Annotated in this window: 4 protein-coding genes and 1 pseudogene; 2 read left to right on the plus strand and 3 right to left on the minus strand. The window is 65.7% G+C overall.

What is annotated here, in order from left to right; translation table 11 throughout:
- Positions 1-126 precede the first annotated feature (126 nt).
- Both ABVN20_RS26630 and ABVN20_RS26635 read left to right on the plus strand, forming a co-directional pair.
- Positions 127-13,118, plus strand: a pseudogene (locus tag ABVN20_RS26630) (non-ribosomal peptide synthetase).
- 213 nt (positions 13,119-13,331) lie between these two features.
- On the plus strand, positions 13,332-14,147 hold the full coding sequence (locus ABVN20_RS26635; protein WP_368558785.1) for an alpha/beta fold hydrolase: 816 nt from the start codon (positions 13,332-13,334) through the stop codon (positions 14,145-14,147).
- 103 nt (positions 14,148-14,250) lie between these two features.
- Here ABVN20_RS26635 and dsbG read toward each other — a convergent pair whose 3' ends face one another.
- Genes dsbG through dsbD form a run of 3 tightly spaced genes read right to left on the minus strand, consistent with a single transcriptional unit; the run spans position 14,251 to position 17,599 of the window.
- Positions 14,251-15,021 carry a thiol:disulfide interchange protein DsbG gene (gene dsbG / locus ABVN20_RS26640; protein ID WP_368558786.1) on the minus strand — a complete coding sequence of 257 codons (771 nt, stop codon included), beginning with the start codon at positions 15,019-15,021 and terminating at the stop codon, positions 14,251-14,253.
- Positions 14,997-15,863, minus strand: a complete 867-nt coding sequence (locus ABVN20_RS26645; RefSeq protein WP_368558787.1) for a prolipoprotein diacylglyceryl transferase family protein — start codon at positions 15,861-15,863, stop codon at positions 14,997-14,999. The genes dsbG and ABVN20_RS26645 overlap by 25 nt, the downstream gene beginning before the upstream one ends.
- On the minus strand, positions 15,863-17,599 hold the full coding sequence (gene dsbD, locus ABVN20_RS26650; protein ID WP_368558788.1) for a protein-disulfide reductase DsbD: 1,737 nt from the start codon (positions 17,597-17,599) through the stop codon (positions 15,863-15,865). Before dsbD ends, ABVN20_RS26645 begins: the two co-directional genes overlap by 1 nt.
- Between the last annotated feature and the right edge of the window lie 212 nt (positions 17,600-17,811).

A 17,811-nucleotide genomic window follows, 5' to 3' on the forward strand; every position in this document is an offset into this window, starting at 1 on the left:
GCCCCGCCAAAACAGCATTGCCAATGCCTCGCGTGGTCGGCGAAGACCACGTCCCGCGTGCCCTGGACAGGGCATGACGTCAGCACACCGATTTCACTTGCGAGCCGAATTCAGGCAGGAAACCTCATGACCGACGCCTTCGAAACCCCCAGCACACTGGTCCAAGCCCTTGCCCGCCGCGCGGCCCTGACGCCGGACCGGCTAGCCCTGCGTTTCCTCGCCGAAAGCGCGGATCAGGCCGTGGTGCTCAGTTATCGCGAGCTGGATCAGCGGGCCCGCACCATCGCTGCGGCGTTGCAGGCCCAGGCTGATTTCGGCGATCGCGCGGTCCTGTTGTTTCCCAGCGGTCCCGACTACGTCGCGGCGTTTTTCGGATGCCTGTATGCTGGCGTGATCGCGGTGCCGGCCTACCCGCCGGAATCGACCAAGCGCCATCACCAGGAGCGCCTGCTGTCGATCATCAGCGATGCCGAGCCGCGCCTGCTGCTGACCAGCGCCAGCCTGCGCGACGCCTTGCAACAAATAGAGGGCGCGCCGCCGCTGCTGTGCGTCGACACCCTCGACAGCGCCCTGGCCGAACGCTGGGTCGAGCCGTACCTTGCGCCCGAGCACATCGCCTTCCTGCAATACACCTCGGGTTCCACCGCGCTGCCCAAAGGCGTGCAGGTCAGCCACGGCAACCTGGTGGCCAACGAATTGCTGATCCGCCACGGCTTCGGCATCGACATCAATCCTGACGACGTGATCGTCAGCTGGCTGCCGCTGTACCACGACATGGGCCTGATCGGCGGCCTGTTGCAACCGATCTTCAGCGGCGTGCCGTGCGTGCTGATGTCGCCGGCGTACTTCCTCGGTCGGCCGCTGCGCTGGCTGGAAGCGATCAGCGAATACGGCGGCACCATCAGCGGCGGGCCGGATTTCGCCTATCGCCTGTGCAGCGAGCGGGTCAGCGAATCGGCGCTGGAACGCCTCGACCTCAGCGGCTGGCGGGTCGCGTATTCCGGTTCCGAGCCGATTCGCCTGGATACCCTGGAGCGCTTCGCCGAGAAGTTCGCCGCCACAGGGTTTACCGCGGACAGTTTCATGGCGTCCTACGGCCTGGCGGAAGCCACGCTGTTCGTTGCCGGCACGCGCCGTGGCCAGGGCATCGGCAACCTGCGCGTGGACGATCAGGCGCTGGCGCAAAACCGTGCGGCGCCAGGCGAGGGCAGCGCCATCATGAGTTGCGGCATCAGCCAGCCGGACCACGCGGTGTTGGTGGTCGATCCGCAGACGCTGGCCGAACTGGGCGACAATGCCGTCGGCGAAGTCTGGGCCAGCGGCCCGAGCATCGCCCACGGCTACTGGCGCAATCCCGAGGCCAGTGCGAAAACCTTCGTCCAGCACCAGGGCCGGACCTGGCTGCGCACCGGCGACCTGGGTTTCCTACGCGGTGGTGAACTGTTCATCACCGGGCGCCTGAAAGACATGCTGATCGTGCGCGGCCACAACCTGTATCCGCAGGACATCGAGCAGACCGTCGAGCGCGAAGTGGAAGTGGTGCGCAAGGGCCGGGTCGCGGCCTTCGCGGTGACCACCGATGGCGAGGAAGGCATCGGCATCGCGGCAGAAATCAGCCGCAGCGTGCAGAAGATCCTGCCGCCCGAGGCGCTGATCAAGGCCATTCGCCAGGCGGTGGCCGAGGCGTACCAGGAGGCGCCGAGCGTGGTGGTGCTGCTCAATCCCGGTGCCTTGCCGAAAACCTCCAGTGGCAAATTGCAGCGCTCGGCCTGCCGCAGCCGCCTGGCCGACGGCAGCCTCGATAGTTATGCGCTGTTTCCCGCGAACGATGCGGCCAGCGAAACCTCTGGCGAATCGGCGGGCGAGCTGCAAAGCCTGATCGGCCAGATCTGGTCCGAGCAGTTGCAGGTGCAACAGGTGGCTGGCGATGACCATTTCTTCCTGCTGGGCGGCAACTCGATTGCCGCCACCCAGGTGGTGGCGCGCTTGCGTGAAGCCCTGGGGCTGGAACTGAACCTGCGCCTGCTGTTCGAAGCGCCAACCCTCGCGGCCTTCACCGCTGCGGTCCTGCAACTGCAACAGGACGGCGGCCTGGCCCAGGGCGCGATCAGCACGCTGTCACGCAGCGAGGCTTTGCCGCAGTCCCTGGCGCAAAACCGCCTGTGGATCACCTGGCAACTGGACCCGCACAGCAGCGCCTACAACATTCCCGGCGCCTTGCGTTTGCGTGGCGAGCTGGATGAAGCGGCCTTGCTGACCAGCTTCCAGCAACTGATCGAACGTCACGAGTCCCTGCGCACGCGCTTCTTCGAGCGCGACGGCGTGGCGCTGCAACAGGTCGACGCGGCAGGGACCTTCAACCTGCAACGCATCGACATCAGCGATCTGCCCGCCGCCGAGCGCGAGGTGCGGGCGCAACATATTCGCGACGACGAAGCGCAGACCCAGTTCGACCTGGAGAAAGGCCCGCTGCTGTGGGTAACCCTGGTGCGCCTCGATGAGGACGATCACCAGTTGCTGGTCACGCTGCACCACATCATCGCCGACGGCTGGTCGCTGAACGTGCTGATCGACGAGTTTTCCCGGCTGTACGCGGCCGCTTCGCAGGGTCAGTCCGTCACGTTGGCGCCGCTGCCGACCCAGTACGCCGACTACGGCAGTTGGCAACGCCAATGGCTGGCGCAAGGCGAGGGCGCACGGCAATTGGCCTACTGGCAAGCGCAGTTGGGCGAGGAGCACCCGACTCTGGACCTGGCCACCGATCACCCGCGCTCGGCACAACAACTGCGCAGCGCCGCCCGCCACACGGTGCGCCTGGACGCCAACCTCAGCAGCGCCGTGCGCCAGACCGCCCAGGCCCATGAGTCGACGCCGTTCATGCTGTTGCTCGCAGCGTTCCAGAGCCTGTTGCACCGCTACAGCGGCCAGCGCGACATCCGCGTCGGCGTGCCCAACGCCAACCGTCCGCGCCTGGAAACCCAGGGCCTGATCGGCTTCTTCATCAACACCCAGGTCCTGCGCGCCGAGATCGACCCGCGCCTGCCGTTTTCTGAACTGCTGGCGCAAACCCGCGCCACCACCCTGGGCGCGCAGGCCCATCAGGACCTGCCGTTCGAACAACTGCTCGAAGCCTTTCCCCAGGCCCGCGAGCAAGGCCTGTTCCAGGTGATGTTCAACCACCAGCAACGCGACCTCAGCGCCTTGCGTCGTTTGCCGGGGTTGCTCGCCGAAGAACTGCCGTGGCACAGCCGGGAAGCCAAGTTCGACCTGCAACTGCACAGCGAAGAGGATCGCAACGGTCGCCTGACCCTGTCCTTCGACTACGCCAGTGAACTGTTCGACGCCGCGACCATCGAGCGTCTGGCCGAACATTTCAACAACCTGCTGCGCGCCGCGTGCGCACAACCGCAAGCGGCCATTGGCGACCTGCCGATGCTGGCGCCGAGCGAAATCGCCCAACAGGCGCACTGGAGCGTCGCGCCCTGCGCACCCGCGAGCCAATGGCTGCCGGAACGGCTCAATGAACAGGCGCGGGAGACGCCGAACCGTACCGCCTTGATGTGGCAGGGCGGCAGCCTCGATTTCGCCGAGCTGCACAGCCAGGCCAACCGCCTGGCGCATTACCTGCGCGACAAGGGCGTGGGGCCGGACGTGTGCGTGGCCATCGCCGCCGAGCGTTCGCCGCAACTGCTGATCGGCCTGCTGGCGATCATCAAGGCCGGCGGCGCCTACGTGCCGCTGGACCCGGATTACCCCGCCGAACGCCTGGCCTACATGCTGCGTGACAGCGGCGTGGAACTGCTGCTGACGCAAACACCTCTGCTCGAACGCTTGCCGGCCACCGACGGCGTCTGCGTGATCGCCATGGACGCGCTGCACCTGGAAACCTGGCCGAGCCAGGCGCCGGGCCTGCACTTGCACGGCGACAACCTGGCCTATGTGATTTACACCTCCGGTTCCACCGGCCAGCCCAAGGGCGTCGGCAACACCCACGCCGCCCTGGCCGAGCGCCTGCAATGGATGCAGGACACCTATCGCCTGGACGACAGCGACGTGCTGATGCAAAAGGCGCCGATCAGTTTCGACGTGTCGGTGTGGGAGTGCTTCTGGCCGTTGATCACCGGCGCACGCCTGCTGCTCGCCGGCCCCGGCGAGCACCGCGATCCGCATCGCATCGCTCAGTTGGTCCAGCAGTTCGGCGTGACCACGCTGCACTTCGTGCCGCCCTTGCTGGCGCTGTTCATCGAAGAATCGCAGAGTGCCGAATGCACCAGCCTGCGTCGGCTGTTCTCCGGCGGTGAAGCCTTGCCGGCCGAACTGCGCAACCGCGTGCTGGCGCAACTGCCAGCGGTGCAGTTGCACAACCGCTACGGCCCGACCGAAACGGCGATCAACGTCACCCACTGGCAGTGCAGCGCCGCCGACGGCGAGCGCTCGCCGATTGGCCGGCCACTGGGTAACGTGGTCTGCCGCATCCTCGACAGCGACCTCAACCCCGTGCCGGCCGGGGTGCCGGGCGAGTTGTGCATCAGCGGTGCCGGGCTGGCCCGCGGTTACCTGGGGCGTCCGGGCCTGAGCGCCGAACGGTTTGTCGTCGATCCGCTGGGCGAGCCCGGCGCGCGCCTGTACCGCACCGGCGACCGCGCGCGCTGGAGCGCCGGGGGTGTGATCGAATACCTCGGCCGTCTCGATCAACAGGTCAAGTTGCGCGGTTTCCGCGTCGAACCGCAGGAAATCCAGGCGCGCCTGCTGGCCCAGGACGGTGTCGCCCAGGCGGTGGTGCTGGTGCGTGAGACCGCTGCGGGTGCGCAGTTGATCGGCTACTACACCAGCACTGACAACGCCGACGGCAGCGAGGCGCAGAACGCCCGCCTGAAAGCCGCGCTGGCCGCCGAGTTGCCGGAGTACATGGTGCCGGCGCAGCTCATGCAGCTTACGCACATGCCCCTGAGCCCCAGCGGCAAGCTCGACCCGCGTGCCTTGCCCGAACCCACCTGGCAGACTGCCGAGCACGTGGCGCCGGTTTCCGCATTGGAGCAGCAGATCGCCGCGATATGGCGCGAAGTGCTCGGGGTCGCGCAAGTCGGCCTGCGTGACGACTTTTTCGCCCTCGGTGGCCATTCGCTGCTGGCCACGCAAATCATCTCGCGCACCCGCCAGGCCTGCGATGTCGAGTTGCCGTTGCGCACCCTGTTCGAAAACAGTGAACTGGGGGCCTTTGCCGAGCAGGTGCGGGTGATCCAGGCCAGCGGCCAGACCAACCGGCAACCGCCGATCGACAAGGTTGACCGCAGCCAGCCGGTGCCGCTGTCCTATTCCCAGCAACGCATGTGGTTCCTCTGGCAGATGGAGCCGGACAGCCCGGCCTACAACGTCGGCGGCATGGCACGCCTGCGCGGGGTGCTGGATGTCGGGCGTTTCGAGACGGCTTTGCAGGCGCTGATCCTGCGTCACGAAACCCTGCGCACCACGTTCCCGAGCGTCGATGGCGTGGCGCAGCAGCGGGTGCATGCGCAAACCGGTGTGCGCATGGACTGGCAGGACTTCTCGGCGCTCGCCGAAGACCTGCGCGAGCAGCGGGTGCAGGCGCTGGCCGACAGCGAGGCCCATCGCCCGTTCAACCTGGAAACCGGGCCCTTGCTGCGCGCCTGCCTGGTCAAGACCGCCGAGCAGGAACATTACCTGGTACTGACCCTGCACCACATCGTCACCGAAGGCTGGGCGATGGACATTTTCGCCCGTGAACTCAGTGCCCTGTACGAAGCGTTCGTCGATGACCGCGAGTCGCCGTTGCCGCCGCTGCCGGTGCAGTACCTGGATTACAGCGTGTGGCAACGCCAGTGGCTGGAGTCCGGCGAGCGTCAGCGCCAGCTCGACTACTGGACCGCACAACTGGGCCACGAACACCCGTTGCTGGAACTGCCGGCCGACCGTGCGCGGCCCGCGGTGCAAAGCCATCGGGGCGAGCTGTACCGTTTCGACCTCAGCGATGACCTCGCCGCGCGGGTCCGGACGTTCAATGCCAGCCATGGCCTGACTCTGTTCATGACCATGACCGCCACCCTGGCGGCGCTGCTGTACCGCTACAGCGGCCAGACCGACCTGCGCATCGGTGCGCCGGTGGCCAACCGCATCCGCCCGGAAAGCGAAGGGCTGATCGGTGCGTTCCTCAACACCCAGGTGCTGCGTTGCCAGCTCGACGGGCAAATGTCGGTGGCTGAACTGCTCGAGCAGGTGCGCCACACCGTCATCGAAGGCCAGTCCCACCAGGACCTGCCGTTCGATCATCTGGTGGAAGCGTTGCAGCCACCACGCAGCGCCGCGTACAACCCGTTGTTCCAGGTGATGTGCAACGTGCAGCGCTGGGAGTTCCAGCAAAGCCGCACACTCGATGGCATGAGCGTCGAATACCTGGCCAACGATGCGCGGGCGACCAAGTTCGACCTCAACCTGGAAGTCACCGACCTCGATCACCGCCTGGGTTGCTGCCTGACCTACAGCACCGATCTGTTCGACGAACCGCGCATCGCGCGCATGGCCGGGCACTGGCGCAACCTGCTGGAGGCGCTGGTCGCCGACCCGATGCAGCGCCTGAGTGAACTGCCGTTGCTGCAAGCGGCCGAACAACAGCAACTGCTCGACAGCCTGGGCGTGGAACCGGGCGAGCACCGCCTCGACCAGTGCATCCACACGTTGTTCGCCGAACAGGCCCTGCTGCGCGCGGAGGCGCCGGCGCTGACCTTCACCGGACAGACCCTGAGCTACGCCGAACTCGACAGCCGCGCCAATCGCCTGGCCTGGATGCTGCGTGAGCGCGGTGTCGGCCCGCAGGTGCGCGTCGGCCTGGCGCTGGAGCGCTCGCTGGAAATGGTCATCGGCCTGCTGGCGATTCTCAAGGCCGGCGGCGCCTATGTGCCATTGGACCCGGAATATCCGCTGGACCGCCTGCACTACATGATCGAGGACAGCGGCGTCGGTCTGCTGCTCAGCGATGCGGCGATGTTTGCCGCCCTTGGCGAACTGCCGCCGGGCGTCGCCCGTTGGTGCCTGGAGGAAGACGCCGCGCAACTGGCCGGTTACCCGGCCAGCGAACTGCCGTTCATCAGCCTGCCGCAACATCAGGCCTACCTGATCTACACCTCCGGCTCCACCGGCAAACCCAAGGGCGTGGTGGTGTCCCATGGGGAAATCGCCATGCATTGCCAGGCGGTCATCCAGCGCTTCGGCATGCGCGCGGACGACTGCGAACTGCACTTCTATTCGATCAACTTCGACGCCGCCACCGAGCGCCTGCTGGTGCCGCTGCTCAGTGGTGCACAGGTGGTGCTGCGCGCTCAGGGGCAGTGGGACGCCGAGGAAATCTGCGGCCTGATCCGCCGCCATCACATCAACATCCTCGGCTTCACCCCCAGCTACGGCAGCCAGCTGGCGCAGTGGCTGGCGACCCAGGGGCAGACCCTGCCGGTACGCATGTGCATCACCGGTGGTGAAGCCTTGACCGGCGAACACCTGCAGCGCATTCGCGCGGCCTTCAACCCAAGCCTGTTCTTCAACGCCTACGGCCCTACCGAAACCGTGGTCATGCCGCTGGCCAGCCTGGCGCCGCCGGTGCTGGAAGAAGGGCTGGGCAGCGTGCCGATCGGCAGCGTGATCGGCGCCCGCACGGCGTACATCCTCGATGCCGACCTGGCACCGGTGCCGCAAGGCGCGACCGGCGAGTTGTACGTCGGCGGTGCCGGGCTGGCCGAGGGTTATCACCAGCGGCCGGGCATCACCGCCGAACGCTTTGTCGCCAACCCGTTCGCCAGTGGGCGCATGTACCGCACCGGTGACCTGGTGCGCCAGCGGGCCGATGGCCTGGTGGAGTACCTGGGGCGTATCGACCATCAAGTGAAAATCCGCGGCTTCCGTATCGAGCTGGGCGAAATCGAAACCCGCCTGCTCGAACATCCGGCGATCCGCGAAGCGGTGGTGCTGGCCCTCGATGCACCGAGCGGCAAGCAACTGGTCGGCTACCTGGTCAGCGACGTCGCCGCACAGGACGAGACGCAACAAGCGGACCTGCGCGAGGCACTGAAAACTCACCTCAAGGCGCAATTGCCGGAATACATGGTGCCGACGCACCTGATCCTGCTGGCAAACATGCCGCTGACCGCCAACGGCAAGCTCGATCGTCGCGCATTGCCAGCCCCCGACCCGGAGCTCAATCGCCAGCAGTACGTGGCGCCGAGCAATGAGCTCGAGCTGACGCTGGCGCAGATCTGGTGCGAAGTGCTCAACGTCGCGCAGGTCGGCCTCAATGACAATTTCTTCGAACTGGGCGGCGACTCGATCCTGTCGATCCAGGTGGTCAGCCGCGCGCGCCAGCAGGGCATTCACTTCAGCCCGCGTGACCTGTTCCAGCACCAGACCGTGCAGACCCTGGCCGCGGTGGCCAGTCGCACCGAGCAGGTCAGCGCCGAGCAAGGCTTGCTCAGCGGTGAATCGCGCCTGACACCGATCCAGCATTGGTTCTTCGACACCGACATGCCTGAGCGCCAGCACTGGAACCAGGCGTTGCTTCTGGAGCCGGGCGTGACCCTCGAACCCCACCGCCTGGAGCAGGCGCTGCTGGCGGTGATCGAGCAGCATGACGCCTTGCGTTTGCGCTTCAGCCAACAGAAGGGGCCTGGACCGCGCAGCACCAGCCGGTGTCCGACCAGCCGGTGTTGTGGCAGGTGCAGGTAACGTCGATGGACAAGTGCGCTGCGCTGTTCGCCGACGCACAGCGCAGCCTCGACCTCGCCCAGGGGCCGCTGATGCGCGTGCTGCTGGTCGATGGCCCGGAAGGCCAGCAACGGCTGTTCCTGGCGATCCATCACCTGGTGGTCGACGGGGTGTCCTGGCGGGTGTTGCTCGACGACCTGCAAACCGTGTATCGCCAGCTCGAGGCCGGGCAGTCGGTGCAACTGCCGGCGAAAACCAGTGCCTTCAAGGACTGGGCGGCACGCTTGCAGGCCTATGCCAGCAGCGAATCCCTGCGCGAAGAACTCGGCTGGTGGCAGGCGCAACTGGCCGGGACGGCTGGCAAGCTGCCGTGCGAGCGCCCGGACGGCGGCCGGCAGAATTGCCATGCGCAGACTGTCAGCGTGCGCCTGGACGCCGAGCGCACCCGGCAGCTGTTGCAACAGGCCCCGAGTGCCTACCGTACCCAGGTCAACGACCTGTTGCTGACCGCCCTGGCCCGCGTGTTGTGCCGCTGGAGCGGGCACGCGACGGCGTTGATTCAACTGGAAGGCCACGGTCGCGAGGCCCTGTTCGACGACATCGACCTGACCCGCACCGTCGGCTGGTTCACCAGCGCTTACCCGCTGCGCCTGACCCCGGTGAACATCGAGGAAGCGGCCGGGCAGGGTGCCTCGATCAAGGCGATCAAGGAACAACTGCGCGAGGTACCGCACAAGGGCCTGGGTTATGGCGTGCTGCGTTACCTCGCCGATCAGCCGTGCCGCGAGGCCATGGCGGCGTTGCCGATGGCGCCGATCACCTTCAACTACCTGGGCCAGTTCGACCAGAGCTTCGGCGAGCAGGCGTTGTTCCAGCCGTTGGACGAGCCGGTCGGTGCCGCCCATGATCCGCATGCACCACTGCCCAACGAGCTGAGTGTCGACAGCCAGGTCTATGGCGGCGAACTGCTGCTGCGCTGGACCTTCAGCGCCGAACGTTTTGACGCGCAGACCATCGTTGAGCTCGCCGAAGCTTACCTGGGCGAATTGCGCAGCCTGATCGAGCATTGCCTGCGTGACGATGCCGGCGGCCTGACCCCGTCGGACTTCCCGCTGGCCAAACTCACCCAGGCACAACTCGATGCCCTGCCGATTGCCCAGGCGAATATCGAAGACGTGTACCCGCTGACACCGATGCAGGAAGGCATGCTGCTGCACACGCTGCTCGAACCGGGCACCGGCCTGTATTACATGCAGGACCGCTACCGCATCAACAGCGAACTCGACCCGCAACGCTTCGCCCAGGCCTGGCAGGCGGTGATCGCCCGTCACGAAGCCCTGCGCGCCTCGTTCTGCTGGAACGTTGGCGAAGACATGCTGCAGGTTATCCACAAGCCGGGCGGCACGCCGATCGACTACCTCGACTGGCGCGATGTCGCCGACGCCGAGCAGGAGCCGAAGCTGCAAGCCCTGCTCAAGGCCGAGCGCGAAGCCGGCTTCGACCTGCTCAACCAGGCGCCTTTCCACCTGCGCCTGATTCGTGTCGGCGAGGCGCGCTACTGGTTCATGATGAGCAATCACCACATCCTCATCGACGCCTGGTGCCGCTCGCTGCTGATGAACGATTTCTTCGAAATCTACATGGCCTTGGGCGAAGGCCGTGAGGTGCAACTGGCCGCGGCGCCGCGTTATCGCGACTACATCGGCTGGTTGCAACACCAGAGCCTGGCCGAGGCGCGCCAGTGGTGGAAAAACAACCTGCAAGGGTTCGAGCGCACCACGCCGATCCCCAGCGATCGCCCGTTCCTGCGCGAACACGCCGGCGACAGTGGCGGCATGATCGTCGGGGACCGCTACACCCGCCTCGATGCCCGCGACGGTGCGCAGTTGCGCGAACTGGCGCAGGCCCATCAATTGACCATCAACACCTTTGCCCAGGCGGCCTGGGCCCTGGTGCTGCGGCGCCTGAGCGGTGATCGCGACGTGTTGTTCGGCGTCACCGTGGCCGGACGTCCGGTCGAGATGCCGGAGATGCAGCGCACCGTCGGCCTGTTCATCAACAGCATTGCGCTGCGGGTGAAAATGCCCGAGGACGATCAGCCGTGCAGCGTGCGTCAGTGGCTCACGCAGCTGCTCGACAGCAACATGCAATTGCGCGAGTACGAATACCTGCCGTTGGTGAGCATCCAGGAACACAGCGAGCTGCCCAAGGGCCAGCCGCTGTTCGACAGCCTGTTCGTGTTCGAGAACGCGCCGGTGGAAGTCTCGGTGCTGGACCGCGCGCAAAGCCTCAACGCGACCTCGGATTCCGGGCGGACCCACACCAACTTCCCGCTGACCGCAGTGTGTTATCCGGGCGATGACCTGGGCCTGCACCTGTCCTATGACCAGCGCTACTTCGACGAGGCTACCGTCGAGCGCATGCTGGGCGAGTTCAAGCGCCTGCTGCTGGCGTTGGTGCAGGGTTTCCACGGCGACATGGCCGAGCTGCCGCTGCTGAGCAGCGAAGAGCAGGATTTCCTGATCAATGGCTGCAACCAGAGCGCCCACGATTACCCGCTGGAGCAGAGTTACGTGGCGCTGTTCGAGGCGCAGGTGGCTGCGCATCCACAGCGTATCGCCGCCAGTTGCCAGGGCCTGCAACACAGCTATGCAGAGTTGAACCAACAGGCCAACCGTCTGGGCCATGCGCTGATCGCAGCCGGGGTCGGGCTGGATCAACCGGTGGCCTTGCTCGCCGAACGCAACCTCGACCTGCTCGGGATGATCATCGGCAGTTTCAAGGCCGGTGCCGGTTACCTGCCGCTGGACCCGGGGCTGCCGAGCCAGCGCCTGAGCCGGATCATCGACCTGAGCCGCACGCCATTGCTGGTGTGCACCCAGGCCTGCCGTGAACAGGCACTGGCCTTGCTCGAAGAAAGCGCTTGTGTCCATAGGCCGCGCCTGCTGGTGTGGGAAGAGGTGCAGGCCAGTGCGGTGTCGGTGGCCAACCCGGGCATCTACAGCGGCCCGGACAACCTGGCCTACGTGATCTACACCTCGGGCTCGACCGGTTTGCCCAAGGGCGTGATGGTCGAGCAGCGCGGCATGCTCAACAACCAGTTGAGCAAGGTGCCGTACCTGAACCTCAGCGCGGCGGACGTGATCGCGCAGACTGCCTCGCAGAGCTTCGACATTTCGGTCTGGCAGTTCCTCGCCGCGCCGCTGTTCGGGGCGCGGGTGGACATCGTGCCGAACACCATTGCCCATGATCCCCAGGGCTTGCTGGCGCACGTCTCGGCGCAGGGCATCACCGTGCTGGAAAGCGTGCCGTCGCTGATCCAGGGCATGCTCGCCCAGGAGCGCATGAGCCTCGACGGCCTGCGCTGGATGCTGCCCACCGGTGAAGCGATGCCGCCGGAGCTGGCCCATCAATGGTTGCTGCGTTACCCGGACATCGGGCTGGTGAACGCCTATGGGCCGGCGGAGTGTTCGGACGACGTGGCGTTCTTCCGCGTCGACCAGGCCTCGACCCGTGGCACTTACCTGCCCATCGGCACGCCCACCGACAACAATCGCCTGTACCTGCTCGATGGTGCGCTGGAACTGGTGCCGCTGGGGGCGGTGGGTGAGTTGTGCGTCGCCGGCACCGGGGTCGGGCGCGGTTATGTCAGCGACCCGCTGCGCACCGCACAGGTGTTCGTGCCCGATCCGTTCGGCGAGCCGGGTGCGCGCCTGTATCGCACCGGCGACCTCGCTCGCCGTCGCGCCGATGGCGTGCTGGAGTACGTTGGCCGTATCGACCATCAGGTGAAGATTCGCGGCTACCGCATCGAGCTGGGTGAAATCGAGGCGCGCCTGCATGAACAGCCCGAGGTGCGCGACGCGGCCGTCGGTGTGCAGGAGGGCGTCAACGGCAAGCACCTGGTCGGTTACCTGGTGGCGGCGGATCTGACGATCAATCCCACCGAGCGCCTGGAGCGCATCAAGCAACGCCTGCGCGCCGAACTGCCGGAGTACATGATGCCGCTGCACTGGCTGTGGCTGGAGCAGATGCCGCTCAACGCCAACGGCAAACTCGACCGCAAGGCCTTGCCGGCGCTGGAGATCGGCCAGTTGCAAAGCCAGGATTACCAGGCGCCGCGCAACGAACTGGAGCAGACCCTGGCGGACATCTGGGCGCAGGTGCTGAAAGTCGAGCAGGTGGGCATCAGCGATAACTTCTTCGAACTGGGCGGCCACTCGCTGCTGGCGACGCAGATCGCCTCGCGGGTGCAGAAAACCCTGCAACGGGATGTGCCGCTGCGGGCGATGTTCGAGTGCAGCACGGTGCAGGAACTGGCCGAGTACATCGAAGGGCTGGCGGCCAGCGAGATCACCGGAGAGAAGGCGGATCGGTTGAATGATCTGATGGCGGAGTTGGAGGGCCTGTAATCTCCGGCGTCTGGAAGGGCCTCATCGCGGGCAAGCCCGCTCCTACAGGGGATTTGTGTACGGCACAAAAACCTGTAGGAGCGGGCTTGCCCGCGATGAGGCCCTTCCAGGCACCACAAAACCCCCATATACAATCCCGTACATTTCCCCGATTGACGATCCGCCACCGCCCCCTCAGTCTGCCTCTTCTCTTTTCGACAAAGGAACCAGTCGATGCCTTTCGTTACGATTGACGGACAACCCCTTCATTACATCGACCAAGGCTCGGGCCCGGCGGTATTGCTGGCCGGCAGCTACCTGTGGGACCAGGCCATGTGGGCACCGCAGATTGCCGCGCTGGCGCCGCACTACCGGGTCATCGCCCTGGACCTGTGGGGCCACGGCGAATCCGGGCGACTGCCCGACGGCACCACGAATCTTGACGACATCGCCCGCCAGGCGCTGGTCTTGCTCGATCACCTGGACATCGACCGGGCCACGCTGGTCGGACTGTCGGTGGGTGGCATGTGGGGCGCGCGCCTGGCGCTGTCGGCGCCGCAACGGGTCAATGGCCTGGTGCTGATGGACACCTACCTCGGCGCCGAACCCGAACCGACGCGCCAGTACTATTTCTCGCTGCTCAAGCAGATCGAAGACAGCGGCGTGATCACGCCACCTCTGCTGGACATCATCGTGCCGATCTTCTTCCGTCCGGGCATTGATCGTGAGTCAGCGCTGTATCGGGACTTCTACGCGAAACTGGCGGCGTTGCCCGCCGAGCGCCTGCGCCAGAGCATCGTGCCGATGGGGCGGATCACCTTTGGCCGTGAAGATTTCATGGCGCGCCTGCCGGAGCTGGAGGCGTCCACCACGCTGGTGATGGGCGGCGACCAGGACAAGCCGCGACCACCGGCCGAGGCGCGGGAAATGGCCGAGTTGATTGGCTGCCCGTATGTCGAGGTGCCAGAGGCGGGGCATATCTCCAACCTGGAGAACCCGGCGTTCGTGACCGAGACGCTGTTGATGTTCCTGAGCGAAAGAAACCGCTAGCTTTCTGTAGGAGCGAGCTTGCTCGCGATGACGGAGTGTCAGCCAGCACATGCATTGACTGACACACCCCCATCGCGAGCAAGCTCGCTCCTACAGGGAACGGTTACTTCGGCCCGAGAATCTTCACCAACTTGTCCGGCGAAGGTGCGCCTTGCTGCTGTTGCAGCTCGCCCTTGTCGTCCATGTAAAAGATCGCCGGCGTCGCCTGCAGTTCGAGGTCTTCCATCAACTGCATGTTCGCCGCCAGTTTCGCCTGAACGGCTGCGGGTACGTCCTTCAGGGCCTTGAGCGTGCTGGCCTTGCCGGCGGACTCGTGGTCCTGCAGGGCTTTTTGCGGGTCCTTGGCGGCCAGCAGCGCCGCTGACTTGCCGGGGCTGTCTTCGCGGATGATGCCGACCATGATGTGCCGCAACTGCACCTTGCCGGCCTTGACCCATGGCCGCGCCTGTTCCCAGAACATGTTGCAGTAAGGGCAGTTCGGGTCACTGAACAGGTACACCGTGCGCGGCGCATCCTTGTTGCCGTCCTGAATCCAGTGGCTGGCCTCGAATTTGGCCCACACTTCCTTGGCCATGGGCGCATACACCAGCTTCTGCAACGGCGCGCTGCTCAGGTCGTTGCCTTCGGCGTCGTACAGGTTACCCAGCAACACATGCTTGCCATCGGGCGTCAGGTACAGCGCCATGCCACGGTTCTGATACTGCGCGGCATAACCGCGCAAGCCATCGGGGGCGTCGAACTGGCCGACGATTTTCGCGCCCTTGGCTTCGATCTTCTTGATCGCCTCGGGCAGTTCTTCGGCAGCCTGCACCGCCGGCAGGTGCAGCAGGGCTGCGCCGAGGGTCAGTGTCAGCAGGTGGCGGAGGCGGGGCATGGCAGTTTCCTTGACGAGGTGGCCGGTGCGGCGGGATTGGGGGTATCGAAGTTTTCCAGGGCGCGAGCCAGGCTGGCTTCCGACAGCTCACCCAGGTGGCTGCCCAACAAACGACCATCGGGGCTGTAGAACAAGGTGGTCGGCAAGGCCATGGAGCCGACGGCCTGGCCCAGGCGACCGCTGCCATCGAACAGCACGTTGGACAGGCTCAGGCCCTGGGTTTCCAGGAACGTGCTGACGCTCTGCATGCTTTCGGCCTGGTTGACGAACAGGAACGTCAGGTCCGGGCGGCGTTGCTGGGCGTTTTCCAGCACCGGCATTTCCCGGCGGCAGGGCGGGCACCAGGTGGCCCACAGGTTGATCACCAGCGGGCCGCCCTGGTAGTCGGCGAGGTGCACGGTCTCGCCGGCGGCATTGCGCAGGGCGATGTCCGGCAGGCGTGTGCCTTGTTCATAAATGCTCAGGGAAAAGGTCGCGAGCAACCAGAACGCCAGCCCGCTGGCCACGCCAAAGCCCAACGGGCGGCGCAGCCCCGGACGACGCCAGCCGCGATACAGCGCGGCGAGCAGCAGCACGATCACTCCGGGCAGGGCGAGGAAACCGCCGTCGCGCAGGTCGATCACTTGCCACGGATCGTTACGATAGTGCATCCAGTACTGCGCGACGAAACCGATCCGCGCGGCCAGCATGCCCAGCAGAAACAGGCTGAACAGCACTGACTCGGGGTTCTCGCCACCGCGCTTGGCCGTGCGCCAGCCGATAAACGTCGCCAGCGCCAGGGCACTGATCAACAGCAGGTGGTTCAGCGCGATGGCAAAGGTGCCCAGGGTCAAGGTCAGCATTAACGGGCGTCCCGGGTGCTGGTCCAGCGTTGCAGGAAGGTGTCGGCGTCCACTTCGCCGGTGATGCGCTGGCTGCGACGTTCTTCGCCGTCGGCACCGATCCACAGGAACGTCGGTGGTCCCGGCACCTTGTAACGGGCGAGCAGGTCGCGGCTGGCGGCATTGTCGGCGGTGACGTCCAGGCGCAACAGGCGCACATCACTCAGCGCATCGAGCACGCGCGCCTGGCCGAACACCTGGGTTTCCATGATCTTGCACGGCCTGCACCAGTCGGCGTAATAGTCCAGCAGCACCCACTGGCCCTGGGCTTTCGCGGCGTCCAGTTCCCGTTGCAGGGCTTGCGGGTCGCTGACCGTGGTGAAGGCTTCGTGGCCGGCAGGGCGAGCGGCGGCCGTGGTGTTCGAGCCACTGTAGACCTTGAGCGGCTGGTACAGGTCGTCACTGCCGCCCGCCGCGCCGACGATCAGCAGGCTGCCCCACACACCGAGCAACAGCGAGCTGGCGCCGAACACGCGGGCCATGCGGCCGAAGCCGTCCGACTGTTTCCAGGCGCTGTAGGCGACAACCAGCAGCAGCGCGCCGCACAGGCCGAGCCACAACGAAGGGTCCAGCACCGGGCGCAGCAACAGCAGCGCCGTGGCCAGGAACAGGAAACCGAATACGCCCTTGACCAGGTTCATCCACGCGCCGGGCTTGGGCATGAAGCGGTTGCCCACGGTCACCAGCAGCAACAGCGGCACGCCGATGCCGATGCCCAGGGCGAACAGGACAAGCCCGCCATACAGCGCATTGCCGGTTTGCGCGATGTAGAGCAGGGCACCGGCCAGCGGCGCGGTCATGCACGGCCCCACCAGCAGGCCGGACAAGGCGCCCAGCACACCGGCGCCGAGCAGACTGCCGCCACGTTGATTGCGCGAGACGTTTTCCAGGCGATCGCGCACGGCCACCGGCAGTTGCAGTTCAAAGAAGCCGAACATCGGCAATGCCAGCAGCACAAAGATCGCGGCGAAACTGCCGAGCAACCACGGGTTCTGCAACCAGGCCTGCAGGTTCGCCCCCAGCAGCGCGGCGATGACGCCCATCGCCGCGTACACCAGGGCCATGCTCACCACGTAGCTGGTGGCCAGGGCAAAACCGCGCTTGGGCGTGGCGCCGCTGCCGACGATCAGGCCGGCGAGGATTGGCAGCATTGGCAGCGAGCACGGGGTGAAGGCTAGCAACAGGCCGAGGCCGAAGAACACCAGCAGGCTCCAGCCCAGCGCCCGTTGTTGCAGGCTGCTGGCCAGGGCCTGGTCCGGGGCTTCACCGGCGGCTTGCGAAGTAGCGGCACCGCCCAGGTCAATCACCCGGGTCTGCGGCGGATAACACAGGCCGGCATCGGCGCAGCCCTGATAACTGACCTTGATCGAACCGCTGGCGGCGGCGGGGATCTTCACCTCCACGCCCTGGCGATACACCGGTTGCTCGCCGAAGAACTCATCGCTGTGGGCTTCGCCCTGGGGCAGCGCCGGCTGGTTTTCAGCCGTCAGCCCGTCGAATTTCATGCGTTTCTGATAAAGGTAGTAACCGTCGGCGATCTGCCAGAACAACTGGGTTTCACCGGATTCCAGGCGTTCGGAGGTCAGGACGAAGGCCTTGTCCACGGGCAGGAAGTCTGGCTTTGTCGCGAAGGGATCAGTCCCTGCCTGGGCCAGTCCCGAGATCAACAGAATGAACAGTAAAAAGAAGTGACGCATGAAAAAGCCTTGTTCCTGTGCTGGTGGGTGCACAGTGGCGGGTAGCGATTAACCAATGATTAACCGGGAATCCCCATGCACCGAGCCCGTATTTCCACATATTGCCTGCATTAGAGTAAAACAAGGCCGTACTTCTCGTCAGGTCGGGCGCTTGCCATAATTGCGGCTTAATCCGCAGTTGATTGAATCTGGCTTTTATCACGGGAGGTCCC

It is taken from the genome of Pseudomonas sp. MYb118, assembly GCF_040947875.1.
In the GTDB taxonomy this organism is placed as follows: domain Bacteria; phylum Pseudomonadota; class Gammaproteobacteria; order Pseudomonadales; family Pseudomonadaceae; genus Aquipseudomonas.

Bases quoted from the DNA above. Each gene is read 5' to 3' on its own strand.
- dsbG (WP_368558786.1), bottom strand. From the start codon at position 15,021: ATGCCCCGCCTCCGCCACCTGCTGACACTGACCCTCGGCGCAGCCCTG.
- ABVN20_RS26645 (WP_368558787.1), bottom strand. From the start codon at position 15,863: ATGCTGACCTTGACCCTGGGCACCTTTGCCATCGCGCTGAACCACCTG.
- dsbD (WP_368558788.1), bottom strand. From the start codon at position 17,599: ATGCGTCACTTCTTTTTACTGTTCATTCTGTTGATCTCGGGACTGGCC.
- ABVN20_RS26635 (WP_368558785.1), top strand. From the start codon at position 13,332: ATGCCTTTCGTTACGATTGACGGACAACCCCTTCATTACATCGACCAA.